The organism is Psychroserpens ponticola (assembly GCF_023556315.2).
Lineage (GTDB): Bacteria > Bacteroidota > Bacteroidia > Flavobacteriales > Flavobacteriaceae > Psychroserpens > Psychroserpens ponticola.
Genome location: NZ_CP116221.1, coordinates 3,565,731 through 3,589,248, shown reverse-complemented (window position 1 = coordinate 3,589,248; position 23,518 = coordinate 3,565,731). Strand labels below are relative to the sequence as shown.

Here is a 23,518-nt window from a genome sequence, read left to right as displayed (position 1 = left end):
TTTGCGCTTTTTTTATTTTATAGCCGTTTTAAAACCATGTTTTCCAAGGAATCATATACAAAACAGAAGCCAATGCTAATGTGTAAAAAATAGCTAGAACTTTAAACTTTGGTTTAGAAGTTAGTTTCTTTTTGTGTTTAGAATAGCCTATAGTTATTAAAGCAACAGCTATAATCATTAATGTTGGGTGTTCAATTATCTTGTTACGTAAAACATCATTATTCATTAATTCACTCATGCCTATATCACTTATTAATGACACATAACCTGAAGCAAAAAATAAAGCAATTCCTAATAATAACTGAATATGAGTTACAATCAATGTAAACAATGCAATTCTAAAATCTATAGCATTAAATTCCTTTCCGCCAAAATATTTTATAATGGCGTTAAAACTGGCTATAATTATCATGGTTAATACCAAATAAGCCCAATAAGAATGAATCATTTGAATCGTACTGTACATAGTGTTGATTTGAAAAGTTAACATTGCAAATGTAGTAATTATATAGACACACGTAAATACGTGTTAAAATATTCATATTAATGATGCCTATAAAATGAAACATTATTAACGATTTCCTTTTCTTTTAGCTTTTTCTGTAAAAATGCAAGTAGGTAACATAAAAACAGTTGCGCTTGTACTACCTTTATGCAAAGAAGTAAATATTATGTCTACGCAACCTAAACTTATAAGATTTAAACAAAATGTCTTATCAAAATATCAGATATACAATAGTATATTTATGACGTTACCTTTTGATACTATTACCAAGACTGGAGTTTTGTTACCCTTATTTCATGAAACCTGTGAGAAGGGGTTTAAAGCAGGAGATAATCCTACGACCATAGTTGAGACTTTTTTTAAAAAATATCAAGCAAGACGTACTAAAGACAGTCAAACTAATTTACTGTTTCGATTTATTCAATATATAGAACGTCAAGTTGTTTTATTTGATGCCATTGAAGATGCAGCTTTTCCTGTGGTGAATAATATGGATGGTATCGGAACACTTCGAAGTCTTAAAGAATCAGCTGCTTCAGAGCATAAGTTAGAAGAATTAAAACATTATTTAGAAGAATTTAAAGTTAGAATAGTGCTCACTGCACATCCTACGCAATTTTATCCTGGAGCTGTTTTAGGAATTATTACAGATTTAACCGAAGCCATCCAAAAGAACGATTTATTAACGATTAATGATCTTTTAGCTCAACTCGGAAAAACACCTTTTTTTAAACATGAAAAGCCTTCTCCTTATGATGAAGCTGTAAATCTAATTTGGTATTTAGAACATGTGTTTTATTATTCCTTCGGAAGTATTTATGATTATATTCAACAAAACATATTTGAAGGAAATCATATAGAAAACGATATCATAAATATTGGTTTTTGGCCAGGAGGAGATCGTGATGGAAATCCATTTGTAACTCCAGAAATCACTTTAAAAGTTGCGAGAAGATTGCGAATAACAATTCTTAAAAATTACTATCGTGATATTAGACGTTTAAAACGAAAACTTACATTTAAAGGTGTTGGTGAACGTCTGTCAGAATTAGAGACAAAACTTTATGATGCCTTTATAATACCTGATAAAGAAGCATTAACATTATCACATTTTACTTCAGAATTAAAAGCGATTAAGTCTATTATCATTAAAGAGCATCAATCCCTTTATTTAGAAGAGTTTAATAGTCTGCTTAATAAAGTCCATTTGTTTGGATTCCATTTTGGAGCTTTAGATATTCGTCAAGATAGTCGTGCTCATGCAGCTGTTTTTAATAAAATGGTAGATAGGCTTATTGCTACAGGATCTAAAGTCTTTCCAAAAAATTATTATGATTTATCTGAAAAGGAACAAGTCGAGATGCTTTCAAAAGTTAAAGGAACTATAGACCTTTCCATATATAATGATGAAGATGTTTTAAAAACACTTAATTCAATGAAAGCGATCAAAACGATTCAGCAAACCAATGGAGAAAAAGCGGCCAATCGTTATATTATAAGTAATAACCAAACGACACTTAACGTGATGCAACTTTTTGCAATGCTGAAATTGGTGGCTTTTGAAGAGGAATTAACGGTAGATATTGGACCTTTATTTGAAACCATAACCGATTTAGAAAATGCGCCTGCTGTCATGGAAGAGTTGTACACCAATCCAGAATATGCAAAGCATTTAAAAAAGAGAGGAAACAAGCAAACCATTATGCTAGGCTTTAGTGATGGCACAAAAGATGGTGGTTATCTTATGGCAAATTGGGGAATTTTTAAAGCTAAAGAACGCTTAACTGAAGTGTCAAGAAAATATGATGTAACTGTAATTTTCTTTGATGGTCGTGGTGGTCCACCTGCTAGAGGAGGAGGAAAAACACATCAGTTTTATGCGTCTTTAGGTCCAACGATTGAAGATAAAGAAGTACAGCTTACCATTCAAGGACAAACGATTAGCTCTAACTTTGGAACCTTAGATTCTTCACAGTATAATCTTGAACAATTGATAAGTTCTGGGATTTTAAATCGTCTCAATGACACTAATTTAGCAATGAAGACTGACAATATTAAAGTCATGGACGAATTAGCAAACTTGAGTTTTAAAGCCTATTCCGATTTTAAAAATCATGCCATGTTTGTCCCATATCTAGAGCGTATGAGTACCTTAAAATATTATGCTAAAACTAATATAGGAAGTCGACCATCAAAACGCGGAAAGTCTGATAAGTTAATATTTGAAGACTTAAGAGCGATTCCATTTGTTGGAAGTTGGAGTCAGTTAAAACAAAATGTACCAGGATTTTTTGGTGTAGGAACTGCATTAAAACATTACGAAGATCAAGGTGAATTTGATAAAGTGAAAGACTTATATAATAGCTCTAATTTCTTTAAAACTTTAGTTAAAAACAGTATGATGTCTTTGTCAAAATCGTTTTTTGATCTTACAAAATATATGGCTGATGATGACGAATTTGGTGGCTTTTGGACCATTATTCATACCGAATACAAAACTTCTAAGCGTTTGCTTTTAAAGTTAACAGGTTCAAAACAACTTATGGAAGAGGAACCAGCAGCTAAGGCCTCTATTGCTGTTAGAGAATCTATTGTTTTGCCACTATTGACAATACAACAATATGCACTTAAAAAAATTCAAGAATTAGAAAAAGCCGAAGTTCGAGATGAAAAAGAAATTGCTGTTTATGAAAAAATTGTGATGCGTTCTTTATTTGGTAATATTAATGCGAGTCGTAATTCTGCATAAAAAAAGAGCGTCCTTTTTTTAAGACACTCTTTTTAGCTACTAATCATTTTAATGATTTTAGTTCACAATTAAAGTATATTGAGGTGTTGGATTCATCGGACAAAAATATACGTATTCTCCTTTTTCCAAATTTGTAATATTTGATGTCTCTTTAGAGTTGTTGTCAACTGCTTTAGTAACATAAGCTGTTTTAATATGCGCATCAGGATTAGATTTTGGTGCAAGTACGAAACCTACTTGATGTCCGACATTATTGTTTTCAATCTCAAAGACATATGCACCCGCTTCTAAAGTGATTTCTTTTTGAGTAAATTCTCCTTTAGTTTGTTCTAAGGAAATTACAGTTGCCTTAGTGTCTTTCATCATTTTATCTTGTGCATTTGAATGTATTGAAAATGCTAATGCAATTACGAGTATGGAAATGATTTTTTTCATGATTTTGTGTGTTATGGTTTATTAATATTTATGTTTAAACAGTTTGTAATTCTAAAGGTTGAGCTACAGGAAAATCAACAGGAACATTAGTTGTACTGTGTATGTAGTTTGAAATTGTTTTGTCGCCTACTAAAGAGATAACATCAATTAAATTTCCTTTTGTATATCCTGAAGCAAAGAAATCTTCTAATACTGATTCATCCGTTTTCCCTCTATTTTCAGTAATGTTCTTAGCTAATTTTGCAAGTGCATCTAATTTTGTGTTTACTGTAGAAAATCCAGATCTTAATTCTAAGATTTGCGCATCAGTAAACCCGTTCATTTTTCCTATTACTGTATGAGCAGATAGGCAGTAGATACAATCATTTACTTGGCTTACAGCTAGGTTTATGACTTCTTTTTCTTTAGCAGTTAATGATGTTTTTGCATTCGAAAATGTTAAATAGTTTTCAAGTGCTGTATCACTATGTGCATACGTAGCATATAAGTTTGGTACAAAACCTAATGCTTTGTTTAGATTGTCAAAAATAGCTTGATTATTAGAGCTTACATCTTCTTTTGTTGGTACATTAAATGTGTTCATAATTTTAAATTTTTAACTCTTATAGTATTCAGAGTAGTGTTAGTATTTGTTTGATTTTTTGTTGGTACAAAGTTGCGATAGAAATAGAAGTCATAAAATGAATATTCCTCCTACATGCTTGTCAATTCTTCCCATTGTAATTATTTTGAATTGATATGAGGTGTTTCAGCATCACAATAGTAATCGTGAATATGTTGATTTTCACAATGTGTTTTAGCTACTAATGTGTTCATAAAATGTTTTGGACTGCTTCTAAATATTTCAATTAAATTGAATATTGATTTGTGTGGTGTTGTCATCTTGTTATTGTTTAAATATTACAATGCAAAGATGAGATAGAAGCTGTTGTTAAAGAATGAAGAATTTTCCTAATGACTTGTCAATTTTTCCTAGTTTGATGTAGAAAGCTGTTTTTTGAATTCTGAAGGCGACTGTGTGGTGTGCTTTTTAAATAATCGGCTTAAGTGTGAAGCGTCTTGAAAACCTACTTCATAGGCAATTTCTTTAGCCGTTTTATCTGTATAAATTAGAAGGCGTTTAGTTTCTAATACAATGCGTTCATGTATGATTTGTAACGGACTTTGATTAAGTTTTGCAAAATTATTGGATAAGGTTTTTGGCGACTTAAATAGTTGTTCTGCATAGAATGACACGCTATGTTCCGTTTTAAAATGTTGCTCAACTAAAAAATTATAAGATCTTAATAAATTTACTTTTGAACTTTTAGCTGTTTCAACAATGCCTTCTTTCGCTTTAAGCAAACGTGTACTTTTAATTATGAAACGAGCCATAAGCATGCGCAACATTTCTGCTTGAATTGTGTCTTTTGTTTCTAATTCGTCAATAAAAACGTCATGAAGCATTTGAAACTTGTGTTGTTCCGTTTTATCTAAATGAATGATTGGAATATTAGTGTTTCCAAAAAATAAAACACCAACACAACTCACTTCTTGGTCATGGTCTTTGATACAATAGAATTCTCTGTTAAATTGATACATTATTGCATCTTTTCCACTTATATATTGTAAATATTGAATAGGAGTTAGTGCTAAAATACTATGAGGTTGAATGGTAAATGGAAGACTATCAATGACTATTTCGATGGCTTCCGCTTGAGCCCAAATAAATGTGTATAGTTCTGTTTGTTTAGGTGTGAGAAATGATTTTAAATCGGTTTCATTTCCAATATTGAAAATGGCATTGGTAGAAAACTCTTTAAATGTATGTGTCATGTTCACTAAGTCTGTTTAGTGAACAAAAAATTACAAAAAGGTTAGGCTACTTTTTTTATTAAATCAAAGCAAGGACACTTTTTACAGCGTTTAAATTCTGATTTTTTAAACTTCTTACAGCATTTAGATTTTACTTTTAAAGTATCAAAACCAGTTGATTGAAGAACTTTTATACGTTCTTTCTTCAGTGTCTTGTCTTTCTTTTTTTTGCCCATTGAATTTGCTAGTAACAATGATGCAAAAATAATTATTTAAATTTAATCTAAATAAATTTTAACATTTAAATTCCAGGCTGTTGTGCTGCAGAATTCACAGTTAATTGCTGAATATCTCTATCAAATAAGTAAAGTCCACCTTTATCATCACCAATCATATTCACTTTGTCTAAAATAGTTCTTGCTGTAGCCTCTTCTTCAATTTGTTCAGAGACGTACCATTGTAAGAAATTATGTGTTGCATAGTCTCTGTTTTCAAGAGAAATATGAACTAAATTATTAATGCTTTCAGAAACAAAGATTTCATGAGCTAATAATTTTTCAAACATTTCTTTAAACGATCCAAAAGTTACGTTTGGTGCTTTTAATTCTGAAACATGTGCATGTCCACCGCGTTCGTTAACAAACTTTACTAATTTAAGCATGTGTTCTCGTTCTTCATCAGATTGGTCATACATGAAATTTGAAATGCCTTCTAAGCCTTTTACTTCAGCCCAAATAGCCATTGCTAAATAAACCTGAGATGACTCGGCTTCGATTCTAATTTGTTTATTTAATGCAGTTTCAATAGTTTTTGATAACATAATTTTTCATTTTAAGTAAAGATAAGGAGTTAAAGAGACAAATGAAATAAATGATGATGTTGGTGGCTTATTTGGAATAGTTCTTCTAAAGGAATACACCTTGAACACATCTATAGTTTATGTAGTTTCAGTTGAATACGCTTTCTAGGAACATCAACTTCTAAGACTTTAACCACGATTTGTTGATGCAAATGCACATGTTCATTTACATCTTTTACAAAACTGTCTGATAAATTAGACACATGGATCAAGCCACTTTCTTTAATTCCAACATCTACGAAACAGCCAAATGCTGTGATATTATTGACAATTCCTGGAAGTAATTGACCTGCTCTTAAATCAGTGATAGTTTTAATGTTTTGATTGAATGTAAATACTTTGGCTTGTTCTCGTATGTCTAAACCAGGTTTTTCAAGTTCTTTTACAATATCTTCAAGTGTTAATAATCCGACTGATTCAGTACAATAATGTTTTAAATTAATCTTTTTAAGAATGGTTTTGTTTCCAATTAATTCTGAAAGCGAAACACCTTCGTCTTTTGCCATTTTTTTCACGATTGCATAACTTTCAGGATGTACAGCAGAATCATCTAATGGATTTTCACCATCTTTTATTCTTAAGAAACCAACACCTTGTTCAAAAGCTTTATCACCTAAACGAGGCACTTTTTTAATAGTATTTCTATTAGTGAATGCACCATTTTCACTTCTGTAATTCACAATGTTCTCGGCTAATTTTGGACCAATTCCAGAAACGTAACTCAATAAACTATGACTAGCAGTATTGATATTAACACCAACGGAATTTACACAGTTTTCAACCACAACATCTAATTCTTTTTTGAGTTTGTTTTGATCGACATCGTGTTGGTATTGTCCAACACCAATAGATTTGGCATCAATTTTTACCAATTCGGCTAAAGGATCTTGTAAGCGACGTCCAATAGAAACCGAACCGCGAACAGTCACATCATAATTAGGGAATTCATCGCGAGCAATTTTTGATGCGGAATAAATACTAGCTCCAGCTTCGCTCACAACAAATACTTGAATGTCATTTTTAAACCGAATTCTTCTAATCAATGCTTCAGTTTCACGTGATGCTGTTCCGTTTCCAATAGCTATGGCTTCAATTTGATGTGCTTCAGTTAAAAAGCTAATTTTTTTCATGGCTCCAGTTTGGTCACTTTTTGGAGGATGAGGATAAATGGTTTCGTTGTGTTTTAAGTCGCCTTTTTCATCTAAACAAACCACTTTACATCCTGATCTAAATCCAGGATCTATAGCCAAAACTCGTTTTTCTCCTAATGGTGAACCTAGCAATAATTGTTTTAAATTTTTTGCAAAAATTGAGATTGCAGCTTCATCAGCTTTATCTTTTGCCTTTTGAAGTGCTTCATTACTTAACGACGGAAATAGTAATCGTTTATATGCATCTGAAATGGCAAGTTCAATTTGATCTGCACATGCATTTTGACTTTTAATGATTTTGTTATCAATACGATCTAGAGCACGTTCAGTATCTATCTGGATTTTTACTCTGATAAAACCTTCGTTTTCTGCTCTTAAAATAGCTAGTAATCTGTGTGATGGAATTCGACTTAAGGCTTCTTCCCATTCAAAATAATCTCTAAATTTTTGCGCGTTTTCATCATCTTTTTTTGCTTTCACAACTTTGGTAGCAATCATGGCGTGACGCTCTAATTGATTTCGAAGGTTGTTTCTAATGTCAGAACGTTCATTGATCCATTCAGCAATAATATGTCGCGCACCTTCTAAAGCATTTTCTGGTGTTTCAACATCATTTTTTACATATTTAAGCGCAATAGATTCAATATCATTAGCATTTTGACTCATAATGATTTTTGCTAAAGACTCTAAGCCATTTTTACGAGCGGTTTCGGCTTTGGTTTTTCGACTTTTTTTATACGGAAGGTATAAATCTTCAAGTGTTGTACTATCTTGACAAGCATTTACTTTTGCTTTTAATTCTGAAGTTAAAACGTCTTGTTCTTCTAATGCTTTTAGAATGGCTGTTTTTCGTTTTTCTAAGGCTTCAAATTGTTCTTTATATTTTACGATGTCACCAATTTGAACTTCATCTAAATTGCCTGTGGCTTCTTTTCTATATCTTGAAATAAAAGGAATTGTACAGTCTTGATTTAGTAAATTGACTGTGTTTTTTACTGAAGATTCAGGTAGTTTGGTTTTGGAAATTATATAGGAAATCATAACACAATTTTGAATATTGAAAAGTAATAAAAAAACCTCGCAGTAATGAGTCTACGAGGTTTAGAATATAATTATTTTTAAGTTTAGATTAACTTATCTGTAATCCACTATTTACAGTCGTATCCGGATTTACAAACACTAATTTGCCTTCAGGAGTTTCGGTCATTAAAATCATGCCCTCACTTTCAACACCTCGTAATGCTCTTGGTGCTAAGTTGACTAAAACAGTCACTTGTTTTCCAATTACTTCTTCTGGTGTAAAGGTTTCAGCAATACCTGATACAATTGTTCTGGTGTCAATTCCTGTATCGACTTTTAAAATTAACAACTTTTTCGTTTTTGGCATTTTTTCAGCTTCGAGAATCGTTCCAACTCTCATATCGAGTTTGGTGAAATCTTCAAACGTAATGATTTCTTTTTGTGGTTCGATTACTTTGTTAGCAGCTTCGTTTGCTTTTTTGCTAGCTTCCAATTTTTCCAATTGTGCGTCTATGGTTTTATCTTCAATTTTTGAAAACAGCAATTCGCCTTTTCCAATGTGATGTCCAGATGGAATAAGGATGTCTTTTGATGAAATATCAGACCATGAGTTCTCGATACAATTCTCCTGCGTCGAATCACTCGAACTGACGTTATTGTCATTCAGAGTGTAGCGAAGCATCTTTTTCAATTTTGTAGAAGTAAATGGCAAAAATGGTTCACTCAACGTTGCTAAAGCACTTGCAATTTGAAGTGCAACATACATGATTGTTTTTGTACGAACTTCGTCAGTTTTCACTAGCTTCCAAGGTTCTTCATCTGCTAGGTATTTGTTCCCTAAACGTGCTAAATTCATTAATTCTTGACTCGCTTCTCTAAATCTATAACGTTCAATAGAGCTTTCAATCACTGAAGGATATGCTTTTATTGCAGCTAAAGTTTCAGTATCAACGTCTGAAAATTCAGAAGCTTCAGGAATAATTCCGTCATAATATTTATTAGTCAAAACAACAACGCGATTGATGAAGTTTCCGAAGATAGCCACCAATTCATTATTATTTCTCGCTTGAAAATCTTTCCAAGTAAAATCATTATCCTTACTTTCAGGAGCATTAGCCGTTAATGCATAACGCAATACATCTTGCTGATTTGGAAAATCTTCTAAATACTCTGGAAGCCAAACAGCCCAATTTTTAGAGGTTGACAATTTTTTGCCTTCTAGATTTAAAAATTCGTTAGCAGGTACATTATCTGGTAAAATATATGAACCTTCAGCTTTTAGCATCGCAGGAAAAATAATACAGTGAAATACAATATTATCTTTTCCTATAAAATGTACGAGTTTTGTGTCTTTGTCTTTCCAATAAGGTTCCCAATCTTTACCTTCTCTTGTTGCCCATTCTTTAGTTGAAGAAATATAACCAATTGGTGCGTCAAACCAAACGTAAAGCACTTTGCCTTCGCCTCCTGGAGCAGGAACTGGAATTCCCCAATCTAAGTCACGTGTGACAGCTCTTGGACGCAAACCATCATCAATCCACGATTTTACTTGTCCGTAAACATTAGGTTTCCAATCTTTTTTGTGGCCTTTTAAAATCCATTCTTTTAAAAAGTCTTCGTGTTTATTTAAAGGTAAAAACCAGTGTTTTGTTTCTTTTAATGTTGGCACATTTCCAGTAATGGCCGATTTAGGATTGATAAGATCTGTTGCATTTAAGCTGGAACCACAACTTTCACATTGATCACCATATGCTTCTTCATTTCCACATTTCGGACAAGTTCCAGTAACGAAACGATCGGCTAAAAACTGATTTGCTTTTTCATCGTAGAGTTGCTCAGTAACTTCTTCTATAAATTCATGTTTATCATTAAGTGTTTTAAAAAATTCTTGAGCAGTATCATGATGAATTTTTGCAGACGTACGTGAATAATTGTCGAATGTAATTCCGAAGTCAACAAATGATTTCTTGATAATCGCATGGTATTTATCGACGATATCTTGAGGAGTTACGCCTTCTTTTTTAGCTTTAATCGTAATAGGAACACCATGTTCGTCACTTCCACAAATAAAAGCCACATCATTTCCGGTTAAGCGTTTGTAGCGAGCGTAAATATCAGCAGGTACATACACACCAGCTAAATGACCAATATGAATTGGACCATTAGTATATGGTAATGCTGCAGTAATTGTATATCTTTTTGGAGTATTCATTTTAATATAGATGTCAGGTCGAGCGCAGTCGAGACCTCATTTTAAACCTCTCTCGTGAGCTGCACTCACTACTTTCAGTAAAATATATTTTACATTCAGTAGTGCTCGAGGAGACAGAATCTTAGGATTCTAAATTGATAAATATAAGGCACAAAAGTACACATTTTGATAGCTATATTGAAACGAGGATTTATAAATTTTAGACATAGTTTTTATTATAATATGTTTAAAATTTTTAATCAGAGAACGCAGTGGTTATACACATTCTTAATTTTACAATTAATTTGTGCATTACGAATTATTAAATTTAAACGTGTAAAAAAAAATGTACATTTACAATATGTCGAAAATTCGTTATTTTTTACTCTTGAGTTGTGCCCTTTTTTTCTTTGGAAAGATGAATGCTCAGGATGTATCTATTCAACAAAACCAAACTGCTTTGATACAACCACCATATTTAAAATCTGGAGATACTGTAGCAATTGTTGCACCTTCAGGCATATTGAAAAACCGAAATGATGAAGTGCAACAAGCTGTAGCTTTATTGAAAAGTTGGGGATTGAATACGATTGTTGGCAAACATGTTTTTAGTAAGTCTGATCATTTTGCAGGAACAGATGCAGAACGTTGTGAAGATTTTCAAAACGCATTAGATGATCCAACTGTTAGTGCGATTTGGTGTGCCAGAGGTGGTTATGGAACGGTTCGAATTTTAGATAAATTAGATTACGACAAGTTTAAAGTAAATCCAAAATGGATTATAGGTTATAGTGATATTACGGCTTTACACAATCAAATTCATAATGAAGGGTTTCAATCGATTCATGCGTTGATGTGTGTGAGTTTGACTAAAGACTTAAATGATATTAATGACACTGTTGAAACATTTAAATCTACCATTTTTGGGAATCCTGTGAACTATACTTTGGAAAGTTCAGATTATAACAGAGTAGGAGTTGCAACTGGACCATTAGTAGGAGGGAATTTGACAGTACTTCATACCATGTTAGGTTCTAGAGAAAGTATTGATACCTCTGGAAAAATTCTTTTTATTGAAGAAATTGGGGAATATAAATATCATATTGATCGTATGTTACAAAGTATGAAACGTGCAGGTTATTTTGATAATTTAAGCGGATTAGTAGTTGGAGATATGTCTAAAATGCGAAAAAATACGACACTTTGGGGAAGTTCAGTAGAACAACTTGTTTTAGATGCTTTGTCAGATTATGATTTTCCTATTGCATTTAATATGCCAGCAGGTCATGAAAAAGATAATCGTGCTATGGTTTTAGGAAAAACTGTTGAATTGAAGGTTGAGAAAGGAAATTCAAAACTTATTTTTCTAGACGAGTAACTATTTCAGCGTTCTTATTCCATATGGTAATATAACCTGTTTCACTTGAGGTTACAATATAATTACCATCTGGACTCCAATCAATTCCCCATAAATTAGTATGAGATAATCCAGTATGTAAAAGCGTCCCTTTTTGATTCCAAATTCTAAGGGCATCACTAGCTGTTGCCAATCGTTTTCCTTTTTGATTCCAACTAACATTTCTATATTCAGCTTTACTTAAACTGCTTTGTGAGATTAAAGTTCCATCTTCTTTCCAGAATTGTAACAGCGGTTTGTAAGGAGCATTGATATCGCCATAATCACCAATTACAAAAAATTCTCCAGAAGGATGCCATTTGACACAAAGCATTAAAACATCTTCAATTCTATGTTTAAGTTCTTTCAGTAACTTGCCATCAATATTGAAAATTCGTACCTTTTCAGATAAGGTGATAATTTCATTTTTTTTAGGATGCCAATCGACACCTACATAGCTAAATGTACCTTCTTTTGAGATTGTTTTTATATGTTCACCTTTATTATTCATAATAAATAGGTTTCCATCAAAATCAGCTAAAGCGATGAATTCTCCATTATAATTCCATTCTATTGCTCGACTTCCAGAAGTTTCAATGTCTTTAAATTTGGTTATTTTGTCAGAATTTAAATCAATAAGTTTAGAATGATTTCCAACTGCAGCAACAGCTAATATGTTTTGAGTTGGATGCCAACTTAAACGTTTAATTTCAGACTCATTTTGATAGGTTTTGATGAACTCAAAGGTGTTACCATTGTAGATTCTAATTGTTTTATCATCACCTCCAATTGCAATATAATTCCCATCGTGACTCCAATTTGCAGTCCATAGAATTTTAGTCTCTTCTTGTCCTTTTTGGGCAAAACTGAGTGTTGTAAAAAGCACAAATAATACAACTAAATAAGAATTGTTTTTCATCATATAGTCTTTGTGTCAAAACTATAAAATCGAAGTGTTTTAAATGTCAAAAAAGTGTAAAAGAACTGTCAAAGCATACGATAATTCGCTTATTTGTCATTTATTTGTAGAGCCTATGAAAAGTTACGCTTATATAATTTTAGTGGTTTTAGTAATCCTAAATTTCTCGTCTTGTAAACAAGATGATTCACCAATAGAAATCACAAAAATTGCACTTAGAGATGTTGGTCATACATTATTATTGTCCAATCAAGATTCTACGTCATTAGTTTTACCAGTTACAAAAGTTGATGCTAAAACGTATAAAATTTCATTTCAACAAGAACTTTCAATACAACCAGATAGCCTTGTCATATTTGTTAAAAACAGTCTTGAAAAAGCGAAGCTTGCTAATCATTATCGCGTTGAGGTCTTTCAATGTAAGGTTGATGAAGTGGCTTATAGTTATGAAATTAACCAAAACGAAGCGGAAAGTATTATTCCTTGTGCTGGACGCATCTTACCTCTCAATTGTTATACTATTAAAATTCGATTTGAGACTAACCAAAAACAGTCTTCACTCATTTATCTATGGTTAATTGTTCCTCTACTTCTAGTATTAGGATTTCTTTTCAGACAAAAAAAGACGTCTACTAATCCTACTCCTGTTGATCAACTGTGTTATAACATTGGGAATTATAAATTTGATAAAGATCAAAGCAAATTGCTGTATATAGAAAAGGAAATAGGTTTGTCAAAAAAGGAATGTGAACTCTTAGAAATTTTATGTGATAACCTAAATGAAGTTGTCAAACGAGATGAATTATCAAAACGAGTTTGGGAGGATCATGGTGTTTTTGTTGGTCGAAGTTTAGATACTTATATTTCAAAATTGCGAAAAAAACTGAAGGAGGATACTTCTATAAAGATTGCTAATGTTCATGGCATTGGCTATAAGTTGGAGGTGTCTAAAGAATAGAGTTTTAGTTTTTTACAAATTTTTCTATTCTAGATTGTTCTCCATTGGTTATTTTAAAAAAATACACACCATTACTTAATTCTGAAACATTAATTTTTCTTTGATTCTTTCTATAAGTATTTATTATTCTTCCGTTAATATCGATAATACTCAGTGTGTCATATACTATATTGTTTTTTATGTTTATATAATTTCCTACAGGATTAGGATAAAATAAAATTCCTGAATTTAAGAAATTGTAATCTTCTAATGAAAGCGCACAAGGATTTTCATTTAGTGTCGTATTACAGTTTGAGGCCAAATATTCAGTGTCAGTAGCTAAACCGAATATAGGAGTGTCATGCACAATGTTTAATAATGTTAACGTGTTATTTTCTAGGTTTAATTCAAATAATTCAGAGCCTCTACTCAATATTATTATATTATCTCCACATGAATTAAAGTGATTAGCAATTCCGTATGAATTCCAAAAAGAAGAATCAGGAAAACAAAAAATATTATGTGTCGTAGCATTAGATAGGTTATAAGCACTTATTAGATCAGAGCCTGAGAGTTTAAAAATAATATTGCCTTTGTAAAAGACAATATCACCTGGAGTTTGAGCACCTAAATTTGTTATAATTTCTAAAGAATTATTTGTAATATCATATCTGCATAAATTTTGAAAGTCTGTTAGAAAATATAAATCGTTATTGTGTCCAGCGGTTAATGATGTGTTAGAACCAATTGAGTTTGGTAATAAGTATACCTGATTTAAGTTATCATTAATAACATCATAATGATATAGTCTAGTACTAGAAGTAAGATAAATTTCACCTAAACTTGACACAGCAATATCAGAAAAATAATCTTCAAATTGTTTAATTAATAAAAGTTGGCCATTTTGGTCATATGTACTAATTTTAAAATCCTGATCAATTGCATATAAAGTTTGTGCATAATTGATATTGTAATAAAATAGAGTTAAGAATAGAATCAGTTTCTTCATGGATTAAAATTTAGTATATTTATTAATAGACTCAAAAAACTCTAATAGGTTGCGTTATTTTTATATCAATTATGGCAAATCATAATGAATTAGGGAAAAAAGGAGAAGACTTAGCTGTCAATTTTCTACTTAAGAATGGTTATGAAATTCTTGAGCGTAATTATACATTTCAAAAAGCTGAAGTTGATATCATTGCTCAAAAGAAAGACATTCTTGCTGTAATTGAAGTGAAAACGCGTTCAACAAAAGTCTTTGGTAATCCGCAAGATTTCTTAAAACCGAAACAAATTCAAAGAATTGTAAAAGCTGTCGATAATTATGTGACGACAAATCAGTTCGATGTTGAGGTTCGTTTTGATATTATTGCAATCGTAAAAAATGCAAATCATTTTGATATTGAGCATTTAGAAAATGCCTATTATCATTTTTGATATGAGAATAATGGTTGTTTTTTCTAAAAAAAATGCCTCAAATATTTCTAACAAACTCTAAAAAGACTTTTTTATGACGTTCTAGATCCATATTTGGTGAAAGTGCTACACGTGCAATATAATCCTTATCACCTTCTTTTGTGGTCCCTTGAGTTGATGTAGCAGGTATTGTCCAATAACATCCTTTTAGTTGCCCATAACTTACGCAGTACTTACTTTCCTTAGGAATTTCTGTAATCATTAAATTAATTAATTTATGATTTAGAGCTCTTTTATAAGCTTCTTTATCTTGAACAGTTTTCCCTTTTGTTGGAAGATCTAATGAAAAGACAGATGGTGTAAATCCTTCACTTGCTAATTCTTCTGAAACAAAATTGATTTTTGCAGCTGGTAAAGTATCGTTGATAAAGGTTACAAATTCTCTTGTATTCTTATAGGCATCAATAATTCTTTGATTCATTGAAGGCAACTGTTTTGCTAATATTTCCATTTGAAGATTTGTAGCTTTATTGTCACAAATTATCAGATGTTGTTCAATTTTTTCCATCAAAGCATCAACTTGATTATTTCCTACACAATAGCCTGCAGTGCATTGTCCACCACTTGGGAATTTAGAACCACTTGCATAAGAGATGGTTTTAACTGTTGAGAGTATTTTTCCTTCACCTAAAAAGTGAACATTAGGACAAAATGTTTGGTCTAAAATAAAAACTGGAGCTATAGCGATTTCACCTGTGACAGTTTTACGAACAGTGCTTAAAGCTTTTTTTAATTGTTTAAGATCTGGAACTTCAACTCTTGGATTTGTTGGAATCTCAGCGATTATATAAGGAATAGCATCTTGCTTAGCTATTTTATTTAAAACGATTTCAATGCTTTGAACCATGTCATTGTCACCATCAACAGGTAAATCAATAACTTCCACATTATCAATGCAAGCTGCAACTCGTCTTGCTTGGTCGTTTGTTCCACCATAACAATTTGGAGGCACAACAAATTTTATTGCCTTTCCTTTATGAGTTTCTTGAGCATGATGAATTAGTCCCATCATAATGGCATACTGAACTGAAAGACCACTTGAACCAACCAACGCCTTAGATGTTGTTCCTGTAATTTCTGAAATTGAATCTAAGACACGTGATTCGTTTGTATTGACATTATTTTTATTAGTATCAATTGAAGATTCTTTAATTAGTGACTTTAAAGCGGCAAGACAATTTATTGGTGTCATTGCAATCGTTTCTCGTCTTCTTACATGTTGAATTTCTGAGATGTAACTTTCATTTTGATCGCCATTAACTAACAAAACGCTTCCAAGAGTATTATGAATATTGACAAAAAAGTCAATATTAGAGTTGAGTTCACTCTTAGAAACTTCATCTTTTTGAGAAATGAAAACAGTACTTCCGTCAAATTTTGAAACCTCTTTTAATTCGTCAACTTTTTTTAAATCAAAGTTATACCCATAAACGCTTCTTAAAACGTCAATGTCAAAAGTATCGGGTAATTTATCATTATAAATGATTTGGGTATTTTTATTTTCTAATACATTTTTTCTTAGAATGGCTAAAACCGGAATCGTCTTTGATGAAAAACTTATGACATTTCCAGGTTTTATATGATTTAAATTAGCAATTCCCCATTCTAAAATGCAAGATAATGGGTGACCTAATCGAATATAGTCGTAAGCTGTTGGTAATGCATTGAGTGTTGATGATTCAGAATTATTGTTATTAAACAGAATTTCAAACTGGTCTAAGAATTGCGTTTTAGCCAATTGTTCATCATAAATATCTAGTCGATGGGTTGTTAGATCCAGCCAATTAGTAGGCATGTTTTCTAATACCGCTTTAATATAATTTAGTGTTTTATTGTTCTTCATGATTTTTCAACTTTAGATAGTTGGGCAAAATACATTAATTAGATTTTTTATCTAATTCTCTTACTACAGATATATGTATTGCCGAATTTAAAATTTGTATTATAAACCTTCTCTACGTATAGAACGTTAAGGTTGTTGTTTACCTATAAAAATTCATCTCATCCAAATATTCCCAAACATTTTCAGGCAGCATTGGTCTAACATTTTTATCGTCTTTAATAGATTTTCTGATAAATGTTGAAGACAATTCCATAATAGGAGCATCAACTTTCTTAATTTTTGAATGTGTGTTAAATTGAGTGTCTACAGTACCTTCAGAAATTCTAGGATATACATAAATGTCATGATTATCTAGAATGAGTTGATAGTTTTTCCACTTGTGAAAACTCTTCAAATTATCTTCACCCATAATAAGGGCAAATTCAGAATCTGGATATTTTTCTTTTAAGTAAGTAAGCGTATTAATAGTATAATTGGGTTGCGGTAAATTAAACTCAATATCACTAGGTTCTAATTTTGAATACTCTTTTGTAGCACGATATACCATTTCATAACGCTGACGATCATCCAACAACGAACTTTTCTTTTTAAACGGACTATGAGGCGTGACAACAAACCAAATTTTGTCTAAATCGCTATACTCAGCTAAATGGTTTGCAATGGTGAGATGGCCAACATGAATTGGATTAAATGTCCCGAAATACAATCCGATTTTCATAAGTTAAGAATTAATGAAATTTGACACTAGTGTATGAGTATCATCTAATGCTTTATCTAAATCTTTATTGAGAACAATTTCATCAAACAATGGTGCAGTTGCTAATTCAGCAGGTGCTTTTGCAACTCGCATACTTATTTTTTCAGCGCTTTCTTCACCACGTTCTTTGAGTCTAATAATAAGCTCATTTAAATCTGGTGGTTTTACAAAAATGGCTAAAGTTTCTTCTGGAAATTTCTTTTTTATTCTTAAGCCACCAGACACATCAATATCGAATATTACATTTTTACCTTTTCCCCAAATACGTTCAATTTCAGTTTTTAAAGTTCCGTAGAAATTATCGCGATAGACCTCTTCCCATTCTAGGAATTCATCATTTTTGATTCTGTTTTTAAAATCTTTGACGTCAAGGAAATAATAGTCTTTTCCATGGATTTCATTACCGCGTTTTTCTCTAGAAGTTGCCGAAATAGAAAATTCTAAATTAAGTTCTTTCTGTTTGAGTAAATGTCTAACAATCGTTGTTTTTCCTGAACCAGAAGGTGCTGAAAACACGAGTAGCTTTCCTCTGTTTTTATTTTTTATTTCTGACACTTATATCGTTTTGGAGTATTTATATTTTTTATTGTGTCACGTTGAGCGCAGTCAAAACGTCTCTAATGAGATTTTTCACTACGTTCTGAATGACAAATAGTTTCTTTTTTCCTAGCTATATTCATTTTTGCTAACAACTAATGGTCTATAAGACATTCAATAACTGTTCCTTAATTTTTTCAAGCTCATCTTTCATTTGAACAACTAGTTTTTGCATTGGAGCATAATTAGATTTTGAACCAATAGTATTGATTTCTCTTCCCATTTCTTGACCTATAAAACCAAGTTTCTTTCCATTAGAATCATCAGAATGTAATGCTTTTTGAAAGTAATCTAAGTGATTCTTTAATCGGACTTTTTCTTCAGTGATATCGAATTTTTCAATGTAATAGACGAGTTCTTGTTCAAATCGGTTTTCGTCTACTTTTTCTTTAATTTCTGAAATGCCTTTATTTAAACGTTCGCGTACACCTTCAATTCGATCAGGATCAATTGCGATGACTTCATCTAGTAAATTTGAAATGTTTTGAACTCGAGCAATGAAATCGACTTCAAGACTTTTTCCTTCATCAATTCTATATTGCAGAATCTTCTCGAGACTATTATCAATTTCTTTTGAAATTTGAGACCATTCATTTTCATCCATTTCTTCGCGTTCAGTCGTTAAAGCATCTGGAAGACGAATTGCCATTTTTAGCAATTCAGTTTCATCACCATCAACAACATTTTTGAGTTGTTTGATGTATTGATTTACAACTGTTTTATTGATTTGTGTTGAGGTTTCTTCTCCTGTAATTTCCATGTATAATGAAAAATCAACTTTACCTCGCACTAATTTTGAAGCAATAAGTTTTCGAATGCTTAATTCCTTTTCGCGATACAATGAAGGCATTCTTGTATTAAGATCTAAATTTTTACTGTTTAGAGATTTTACTTCTATAGAGATTTTTTTGGTTGGAAGTTGTATCACAGACTTACCATAACCTGTCATTGATTGTATCATGAGCACTTTTTAAAGTTGAGCAAAGGTAAGGAAAATCACAAAGTTTTAAAGCGGATAGTTTGGGTTTATAAAAAACGATAACTTTGCGCACTTAAATATTAAAATATGTATAAAAAAGATTTTGAAATTAGATGGAGTGATGTTGATGCAAATGGTCATTTGGCTAATTCTGCTTACTTAAATTTTATGAGCCATACTCGAGTAGGGTTTTTAAATGAGTATGGGTTTTCTATGAAAAAACTTATAGAATATGGAATTGGTCCTGTGGTGTTTTCTGAGCAAATTCATTATTTTAAAGAATCTTTTTTAGGTCAAACACTAACTGTTACACTAACTGTTTCTGGATTGAGTGATGATGGCATGTTCTTTAAATTTGAGCATAACTTTTACAATCAAAAAGGAAAACATGTTGCAACTTGTGATATTCTTGGCGCTTGGATTAATTTAAAAACTAGAAGTTTGATAGCGCTTCCTGAATATTTAAAAGCGTTAGTGGCAGAATTTCCGAAGTCAACAAATTTTAAAGTACTTACAAAAGAAGATACTCGACAATCTGGTAAAAAGCCACAAGATTTAGATTGATACTTTAGGTTTTTTTGTTACGAGATATACTCCAGAAAAAATGAGGATCATAGCTCCTATTTTAATAGGACTTACAGCATCGACTCCCATAATAATTGCAAATACACCTGCAATTACAGGTTGTAAATAAATAAATGTTCCTACTGTAGATGCTTTTAGTGAGTTTAAAGCTAATGGGTTTAAAAGATAGGTTCCAAATGTTGCTCCAACAATTACAAATAGTACCGAAAACCAAATGTATGGTGTAAAGGTGTGCCACTGTATCTCTAAAGTTTCCTGGTATCCAAAAGGCAAAGTGAATAGTATTCCAAATAAAAACAACCATTTTATGAATGTAAATGGATGATACTTAGCAGTAAGTCTCTTAATCATAATTACATATATACTGTAAGAAATTGCGTTAATGAAAATGCATAAATTTCCTAAGGCAACATTGTCACCAACTCTAGTAGAATTGCCTAAAGCGGTTAGTAAAACACCTCCAGAAAAAGCTAAAATAATTCCGAACACTTTCAGTTTTGTTAGTTTTTCATCTAAGAAGAAAATGGATAGAATTAAAATAATTACAGGAGTAATTGTCATAATTACTGAAGCATGAATTGGCGTTGTTAACTCTAAGCCTTTTAAAAATAAAAGCATGTTTATTCCAACTCCAAAAAGTGCAGCAAAGAAGATTGTTACAAAATCTTTTTTTTCAATTTTTTCTTTTTTGAAAAAGAGACCGAAAATCCAAAACAGAATGGTTGCTCCAACTACTCTTAAAACTACAAAAGCAAAAGTTTCTATATACCCTTCATTGATTACAGTTTTTGCATAGGTGTAATTCAATCCATATATTAGTTGGACTAAAAACACGGCAATTAGTGCAAATTTTCTATTATTCATTCAAATGTATAAATGCTTTAGCGGCTTCTACAGCTTTTGCGCTATTACCAATAAAAATATGATCATTAACAACAATAACTGGACGTTTTAAAAATGTATAATGATCTAAAATGTAGTGTTTAAAATCAGCTTCGCTTAAGTTTTGGTCTTTTAATCCCATTTCTTTGTAAAGCTTTGCTCGTTTGCTAAACAATGCTTCGTAACTACCAGCTAATTCTTTAAGTTGTTCTATTTGTTTTACTGTAATGTCATCAGATTTAATATCTTGAAAAATGAAATCATAAGGTAAGTCTAATGTTTTTATGATTCTGTCGCAAGTATTGCAGGTTTTGAGATGATACACTTTTTTCATGGCTGTAAGACGCTATAAATATGATGACTTAATCAACGCAAGGTAATTAGATTTAAAAAGAAAAATAGTTACTTTTAACTAAAATTTAAAAGCTTATGGATTATTACACTATTGCATCAATTTTAATGGTTATTTCTGCACTATTTGGCTATATAAATGTGAGATTTTTAAAATTGCCAATAACGATAGGCTTAATGGTAATAACCATTGTATTCACACTTGTAATAGTTGTTATTGGTCAATTTGATGACACTTTACTATTACATGAAAAAGAATTGATTTCTCAAATAGATTTTAAAACTGTTCTATTAGATATTATGTTGAGTTTTCTGCTTTTTGCAGGTGCATTGCATACCAATTTTAATCAGCTTAAGGTGCAACGTTGGCCTGTTTTAGTGTTTGCAACTCTAGGTGTTTTGGTATCTACCTTTTTAGTTGGAATTCTAACGTTTTATCTACTTCAAATTTTAGGGCTTGATGTTGCTTTTATTTACTGTTTACTTTTTGGAGCATTAATTTCTCCAACAGACCCAATTGCGGTTTTAGGAATCCTAAAAAAAGCTGGAGCTCCTAAAAAGCTGGAAACTAAAATTGTAGGAGAATCACTTTTTAATGATGGTGTTGGTGTTGTTGTGTTTTTAACCATTTTTGCTATTGCAGCAAGACCAGATGCTGCAATAGAATTTAGCGAAATTGCTACATTATTTGGGCAAGAAGTTCTAGGAGGAATTGGATTAGGACTCATTTTAGGATATATCACCTATAAGTTGCTTAAGTCTATTGATGATTACGAAGTTGAAGTTATTATTACCATTGCTACTGTAATGGGAGGAAGTTTATTGGCACATAAATTACATATGTCTGCACCTTTAGCGATGGTTACTGCTGGACTTATTGTTGGTAATGATACAATTAGGAAGAATTCAATGTCTGACATTACAGAAATGTATGTCGATAAATTTTGGGAGCTTATAGATGTATTACTAAACACGGTTCTTTTTGTAATGATAGGTATGGAAATGCTAATTCTTACATTCAGATTTGATTATATATTGGCTGGCTTAATTGCTGTTCCGCTTGTGTTATTGAGTCGATATATATCGTTATGGTTGCCTATAAAATTCTTTGATAAGAAATTACAATTTGTAAAAAACACCAATTTGATCATGACTTGGGGAGGATTACGAGGTGGTATCTCTATTGCTTTAGCACTAAGTTTAACTCAAGAAATGCATCGTGAATTATTTTTAGTTATCACTTATATCATCGTAGTGTTTTCTATAATTGGTCAAGGGTTAACGGTTGAGCCTATTATAAAACGATTAACTAAAAATGCAGATTAGTTAATATTTAAGAACGAGTTGATATCATTATATGAGATTGTAAACTCTATAATACCTTGAGAGTAAGATGCAATTTCGTAAGGGTTATATAAAATGATTAAACCTTCATCACTATAGCCAAGACTTTCTGGAAGTTGAAAATCTTTTCCGAAGAAAAAGTCTTCAATAGGTTCTTCTGAATCAGATTTAATGTTTTCTTTAAGTTGGTTTTCAATTGTGTTTGAAAGGCCTTCAATATTACTAATTAAATCATTCTTAGTATATAATTCACCTGTGTTTGGATTGAAGTTAAAGAATCTTATATTAGTATTACCATGTGCTCCTCCAGTATCTAAATATGAATTTATCGCGATACTAATGACTTGAGGAGACCGATAAGTAACTTCACCATCAATAAAAGCTTCCCATTTTTGTGAACTCTCAGGAAAATCGGTTTTGAAGTTTTTGAATTCAGTATTGAAACGCGTTACAGCATCTTCAATTGAAAGATTGGTTAAAGAATCTTCACTCAAGTTGGTTTGACTTATTATATAATTCTGAATTGTATTATTTATAAGTTCTGAAACAGTTTTATTGCCTTTCGCTTTTGGAAAGTTTATAGAAACATCTGCATCTTTAGAGGATTCAATGTTTTCTTCAAAGAAATCAATTTTCACGTCTTCTTCACATGAGAACATAGTGCTCAAAAGAACAAATACTAAGAAATATTTTTTCAAAATTTGGTGCGTTTTGTTATACATTCAATAAAGGTATTACATACATT

General features: G+C 31.5%; 23 protein-coding genes. 6 read left to right on the top strand and 17 right to left on the bottom strand.

Features of this window, described 5'->3' with window-relative positions:
* Positions 1 to 28 precede the first annotated feature (28 nt).
* The gene (locus MUN68_RS15845) at positions 29 to 466 is read right to left on the bottom strand and encodes a hypothetical protein (RefSeq protein ID WP_249993116.1); all 438 of its coding nucleotides are present in this window, start codon (positions 464 to 466) and stop codon (positions 29 to 31) included.
* Positions 467 to 671: 205 nt separating this feature from the next.
* Here MUN68_RS15845 and MUN68_RS15840 point away from each other — a divergent pair, with 205 nt between their 5' ends.
* Positions 672 to 3,254 carry a phosphoenolpyruvate carboxylase gene (locus MUN68_RS15840; RefSeq protein WP_249993118.1) on the top strand — a complete coding sequence of 861 codons (2,583 nt, stop codon included), beginning with the start codon at positions 672 to 674 and terminating at the stop codon, positions 3,252 to 3,254.
* Between the two features lie 57 nt (positions 3,255 to 3,311).
* Here MUN68_RS15840 and MUN68_RS15835 read toward each other — a convergent pair whose 3' ends face one another.
* From MUN68_RS15835 to metG, 7 genes are all read right to left on the bottom strand, one after another.
* A complete protein-coding gene (locus MUN68_RS15835) occupies positions 3,312 to 3,689 on the bottom strand; it encodes a cupredoxin domain-containing protein (RefSeq protein ID WP_249993120.1) in 378 nt (125 codons plus the stop codon).
* Between the two features lie 34 nt (positions 3,690 to 3,723).
* Entirely contained in the window at positions 3,724 to 4,272 is a 549-nt protein-coding gene (locus MUN68_RS15830; protein ID WP_249993122.1) for a carboxymuconolactone decarboxylase family protein, read from the bottom strand.
* Positions 4,273 to 4,412: 140 nt separating this feature from the next.
* On the bottom strand, positions 4,413 to 4,571 hold the full coding sequence (locus MUN68_RS15825; protein ID WP_249993124.1) for a hypothetical protein: 159 nt from the start codon (positions 4,569 to 4,571) through the stop codon (positions 4,413 to 4,415).
* Positions 4,572 to 4,661: 90 nt separating this feature from the next.
* Positions 4,662 to 5,504, bottom strand: coding sequence for a helix-turn-helix domain-containing protein (locus tag MUN68_RS15820; protein WP_249993126.1), 843 nt, complete (start codon positions 5,502 to 5,504; stop codon positions 4,662 to 4,664).
* Positions 5,505 to 5,784: 280 nt separating this feature from the next.
* Positions 5,785 to 6,303, bottom strand: coding sequence for a ferritin (locus MUN68_RS15815; protein WP_249993128.1), 519 nt, complete (start codon positions 6,301 to 6,303; stop codon positions 5,785 to 5,787).
* 110 nt (positions 6,304 to 6,413) lie between these two features.
* Positions 6,414 to 8,534 carry a Tex family protein gene (locus MUN68_RS15810; protein WP_249993130.1) on the bottom strand — a complete coding sequence of 707 codons (2,121 nt, stop codon included), beginning with the start codon at positions 8,532 to 8,534 and terminating at the stop codon, positions 6,414 to 6,416.
* An 88-nt stretch (positions 8,535 to 8,622) separates the two neighbouring features.
* On the bottom strand, positions 8,623 to 10,725 hold the full coding sequence (gene metG, locus MUN68_RS15805) for a methionine--tRNA ligase (RefSeq protein WP_249993139.1): 2,103 nt from the start codon (positions 10,723 to 10,725) through the stop codon (positions 8,623 to 8,625).
* Positions 10,726 to 11,065: 340 nt separating this feature from the next.
* On the opposite strand from metG, the gene MUN68_RS15800 reads away from it, so the two are divergent.
* Positions 11,066 to 12,082, top strand: a complete 1,017-nt coding sequence (locus tag MUN68_RS15800; protein ID WP_249993141.1) for a S66 peptidase family protein — start codon at positions 11,066 to 11,068, stop codon at positions 12,080 to 12,082.
* Here MUN68_RS15800 and MUN68_RS15795 read toward each other — a convergent pair.
* Positions 12,063 to 13,022 (bottom strand): WD40 repeat domain-containing protein, encoded by a 960-nt coding sequence (locus MUN68_RS15795; protein WP_272792384.1) that lies wholly within the window; start codon positions 13,020 to 13,022, stop codon positions 12,063 to 12,065. The genes MUN68_RS15800 and MUN68_RS15795 overlap by 20 nt on opposite strands.
* 40 nt (positions 13,023 to 13,062) lie before the next feature.
* Between MUN68_RS15795 and MUN68_RS15790 the strand changes: the two genes are divergently transcribed.
* Positions 13,063 to 13,977 carry a winged helix-turn-helix domain-containing protein gene (locus tag MUN68_RS15790; protein ID WP_249993143.1) on the top strand — a complete coding sequence of 305 codons (915 nt, stop codon included), beginning with the start codon at positions 13,063 to 13,065 and terminating at the stop codon, positions 13,975 to 13,977.
* A 4-nt stretch (positions 13,978 to 13,981) separates the two neighbouring features.
* On the opposite strand, the gene MUN68_RS15785 is transcribed toward MUN68_RS15790, so the two are convergent.
* Complete coding sequence (locus MUN68_RS15785) at positions 13,982 to 14,965, bottom strand: T9SS type A sorting domain-containing protein (protein ID WP_249993144.1); 984 nt, start codon at positions 14,963 to 14,965, stop codon at positions 13,982 to 13,984.
* A 71-nt stretch (positions 14,966 to 15,036) separates the two neighbouring features.
* On the opposite strand from MUN68_RS15785, the gene MUN68_RS15780 reads away from it, so the two are divergent.
* Positions 15,037 to 15,396 (top strand): YraN family protein, encoded by a 360-nt coding sequence (locus MUN68_RS15780; RefSeq protein WP_249993145.1) that lies wholly within the window; start codon positions 15,037 to 15,039, stop codon positions 15,394 to 15,396.
* Positions 15,397 to 15,433: 37 nt separating this feature from the next.
* Here MUN68_RS15780 and MUN68_RS15775 read toward each other — a convergent pair whose 3' ends face one another.
* From MUN68_RS15775 to MUN68_RS15760, 4 genes are all read right to left on the bottom strand, one after another.
* A complete protein-coding gene (locus MUN68_RS15775) occupies positions 15,434 to 17,278 on the bottom strand; it encodes a PLP-dependent aminotransferase family protein (RefSeq protein ID WP_249993146.1) in 1,845 nt (614 codons plus the stop codon).
* Positions 17,279 to 17,417: 139 nt separating this feature from the next.
* Positions 17,418 to 17,996 carry a nicotinate (nicotinamide) nucleotide adenylyltransferase gene (nadD, locus tag MUN68_RS15770; RefSeq protein ID WP_249993147.1) on the bottom strand — a complete coding sequence of 193 codons (579 nt, stop codon included), beginning with the start codon at positions 17,994 to 17,996 and terminating at the stop codon, positions 17,418 to 17,420.
* Positions 17,997 to 17,999: 3 nt separating this feature from the next.
* Positions 18,000 to 18,590 carry a guanylate kinase gene (gene gmk / locus MUN68_RS15765; protein ID WP_249993148.1) on the bottom strand — a complete coding sequence of 197 codons (591 nt, stop codon included), beginning with the start codon at positions 18,588 to 18,590 and terminating at the stop codon, positions 18,000 to 18,002.
* A gap of 145 nt (positions 18,591 to 18,735) precedes the next feature.
* Positions 18,736 to 19,593, bottom strand: a complete 858-nt coding sequence (locus MUN68_RS15760; RefSeq protein WP_249993150.1) for a YicC/YloC family endoribonuclease — start codon at positions 19,591 to 19,593, stop codon at positions 18,736 to 18,738.
* Positions 19,594 to 19,698: 105 nt separating this feature from the next.
* Between MUN68_RS15760 and MUN68_RS15755 the strand changes: the two genes are divergently transcribed.
* Entirely contained in the window at positions 19,699 to 20,175 is a 477-nt protein-coding gene (locus tag MUN68_RS15755; RefSeq protein ID WP_249993152.1) for an acyl-CoA thioesterase, read from the top strand.
* Here the strand turns inward: MUN68_RS15755 and MUN68_RS15750 are convergent.
* Together MUN68_RS15750 and MUN68_RS15745 are read right to left on the bottom strand one after the other, a co-directional pair.
* Complete coding sequence (locus MUN68_RS15750; protein ID WP_249993154.1) at positions 20,167 to 21,060, bottom strand: DMT family transporter; 894 nt, start codon at positions 21,058 to 21,060, stop codon at positions 20,167 to 20,169. The genes MUN68_RS15755 and MUN68_RS15750 overlap by 9 nt on opposite strands.
* Entirely contained in the window at positions 21,053 to 21,412 is a 360-nt protein-coding gene (locus MUN68_RS15745; protein WP_249993156.1) for an arsenate reductase family protein, read from the bottom strand. The genes MUN68_RS15750 and MUN68_RS15745 overlap by 8 nt, the downstream gene beginning before the upstream one ends.
* A 95-nt stretch (positions 21,413 to 21,507) precedes the next feature.
* On the opposite strand from MUN68_RS15745, the gene MUN68_RS15740 reads away from it, so the two are divergent.
* Positions 21,508 to 22,755 carry a cation:proton antiporter gene (locus tag MUN68_RS15740; RefSeq protein WP_249993158.1) on the top strand — a complete coding sequence of 416 codons (1,248 nt, stop codon included), beginning with the start codon at positions 21,508 to 21,510 and terminating at the stop codon, positions 22,753 to 22,755.
* Here the strand turns inward: MUN68_RS15740 and MUN68_RS15735 are convergent.
* A complete protein-coding gene (locus MUN68_RS15735) occupies positions 22,752 to 23,471 on the bottom strand; it encodes a DUF3298 and DUF4163 domain-containing protein (RefSeq protein ID WP_249993160.1) in 720 nt (239 codons plus the stop codon). The genes MUN68_RS15740 and MUN68_RS15735 overlap by 4 nt on opposite strands.
* Positions 23,472 to 23,518: the final 47 nt, after the last annotated feature.

Coding starts and splice junctions, on each gene's coding strand:
- MUN68_RS15840 (WP_249993118.1), top strand. CDS start 672: ATGTCTACGCAACCTAAACTTATAAGATTTAAACAAAATGTCTTATCA.
- MUN68_RS15745 (WP_249993156.1), bottom strand. CDS start 21,412: ATGAAAAAAGTGTATCATCTCAAAACCTGCAATACTTGCGACAGAATC.
- MUN68_RS15755 (WP_249993152.1), top strand. CDS start 19,699: ATGTATAAAAAAGATTTTGAAATTAGATGGAGTGATGTTGATGCAAAT.
- MUN68_RS15790 (WP_249993143.1), top strand. CDS start 13,063: ATGTCAAAAAAGTGTAAAAGAACTGTCAAAGCATACGATAATTCGCTT.
- MUN68_RS15750 (WP_249993154.1), bottom strand. CDS start 21,060: ATGAATAATAGAAAATTTGCACTAATTGCCGTGTTTTTAGTCCAACTA.
- MUN68_RS15815 (WP_249993128.1), bottom strand. CDS start 6,303: ATGTTATCAAAAACTATTGAAACTGCATTAAATAAACAAATTAGAATC.
- MUN68_RS15825 (WP_249993124.1), bottom strand. CDS start 4,571: ATGACAACACCACACAAATCAATATTCAATTTAATTGAAATATTTAGA.
- MUN68_RS15760 (WP_249993150.1), bottom strand. CDS start 19,593: ATGATACAATCAATGACAGGTTATGGTAAGTCTGTGATACAACTTCCA.
- MUN68_RS15845 (WP_249993116.1), bottom strand. CDS start 466: ATGTACAGTACGATTCAAATGATTCATTCTTATTGGGCTTATTTGGTA.
- MUN68_RS15775 (WP_249993146.1), bottom strand. CDS start 17,278: ATGAAGAACAATAAAACACTAAATTATATTAAAGCGGTATTAGAAAAC.
- MUN68_RS15810 (WP_249993130.1), bottom strand. CDS start 8,534: ATGATTTCCTATATAATTTCCAAAACCAAACTACCTGAATCTTCAGTA.
- MUN68_RS15820 (WP_249993126.1), bottom strand. CDS start 5,504: ATGACACATACATTTAAAGAGTTTTCTACCAATGCCATTTTCAATATT.
- MUN68_RS15740 (WP_249993158.1), top strand. CDS start 21,508: ATGGATTATTACACTATTGCATCAATTTTAATGGTTATTTCTGCACTA.
- nadD (WP_249993147.1), bottom strand. CDS start 17,996: ATGAAAATCGGATTGTATTTCGGGACATTTAATCCAATTCATGTTGGC.
- MUN68_RS15835 (WP_249993120.1), bottom strand. CDS start 3,689: ATGAAAAAAATCATTTCCATACTCGTAATTGCATTAGCATTTTCAATA.
- MUN68_RS15780 (WP_249993145.1), top strand. CDS start 15,037: ATGGCAAATCATAATGAATTAGGGAAAAAAGGAGAAGACTTAGCTGTC.
- MUN68_RS15795 (WP_272792384.1), bottom strand. CDS start 13,022: ATGATGAAAAACAATTCTTATTTAGTTGTATTATTTGTGCTTTTTACA.
- MUN68_RS15830 (WP_249993122.1), bottom strand. CDS start 4,272: ATGAACACATTTAATGTACCAACAAAAGAAGATGTAAGCTCTAATAAT.
- metG (WP_249993139.1), bottom strand. CDS start 10,725: ATGAATACTCCAAAAAGATATACAATTACTGCAGCATTACCATATACT.
- MUN68_RS15800 (WP_249993141.1), top strand. CDS start 11,066: ATGTCGAAAATTCGTTATTTTTTACTCTTGAGTTGTGCCCTTTTTTTC.
- MUN68_RS15785 (WP_249993144.1), bottom strand. CDS start 14,965: ATGAAGAAACTGATTCTATTCTTAACTCTATTTTATTACAATATCAAT.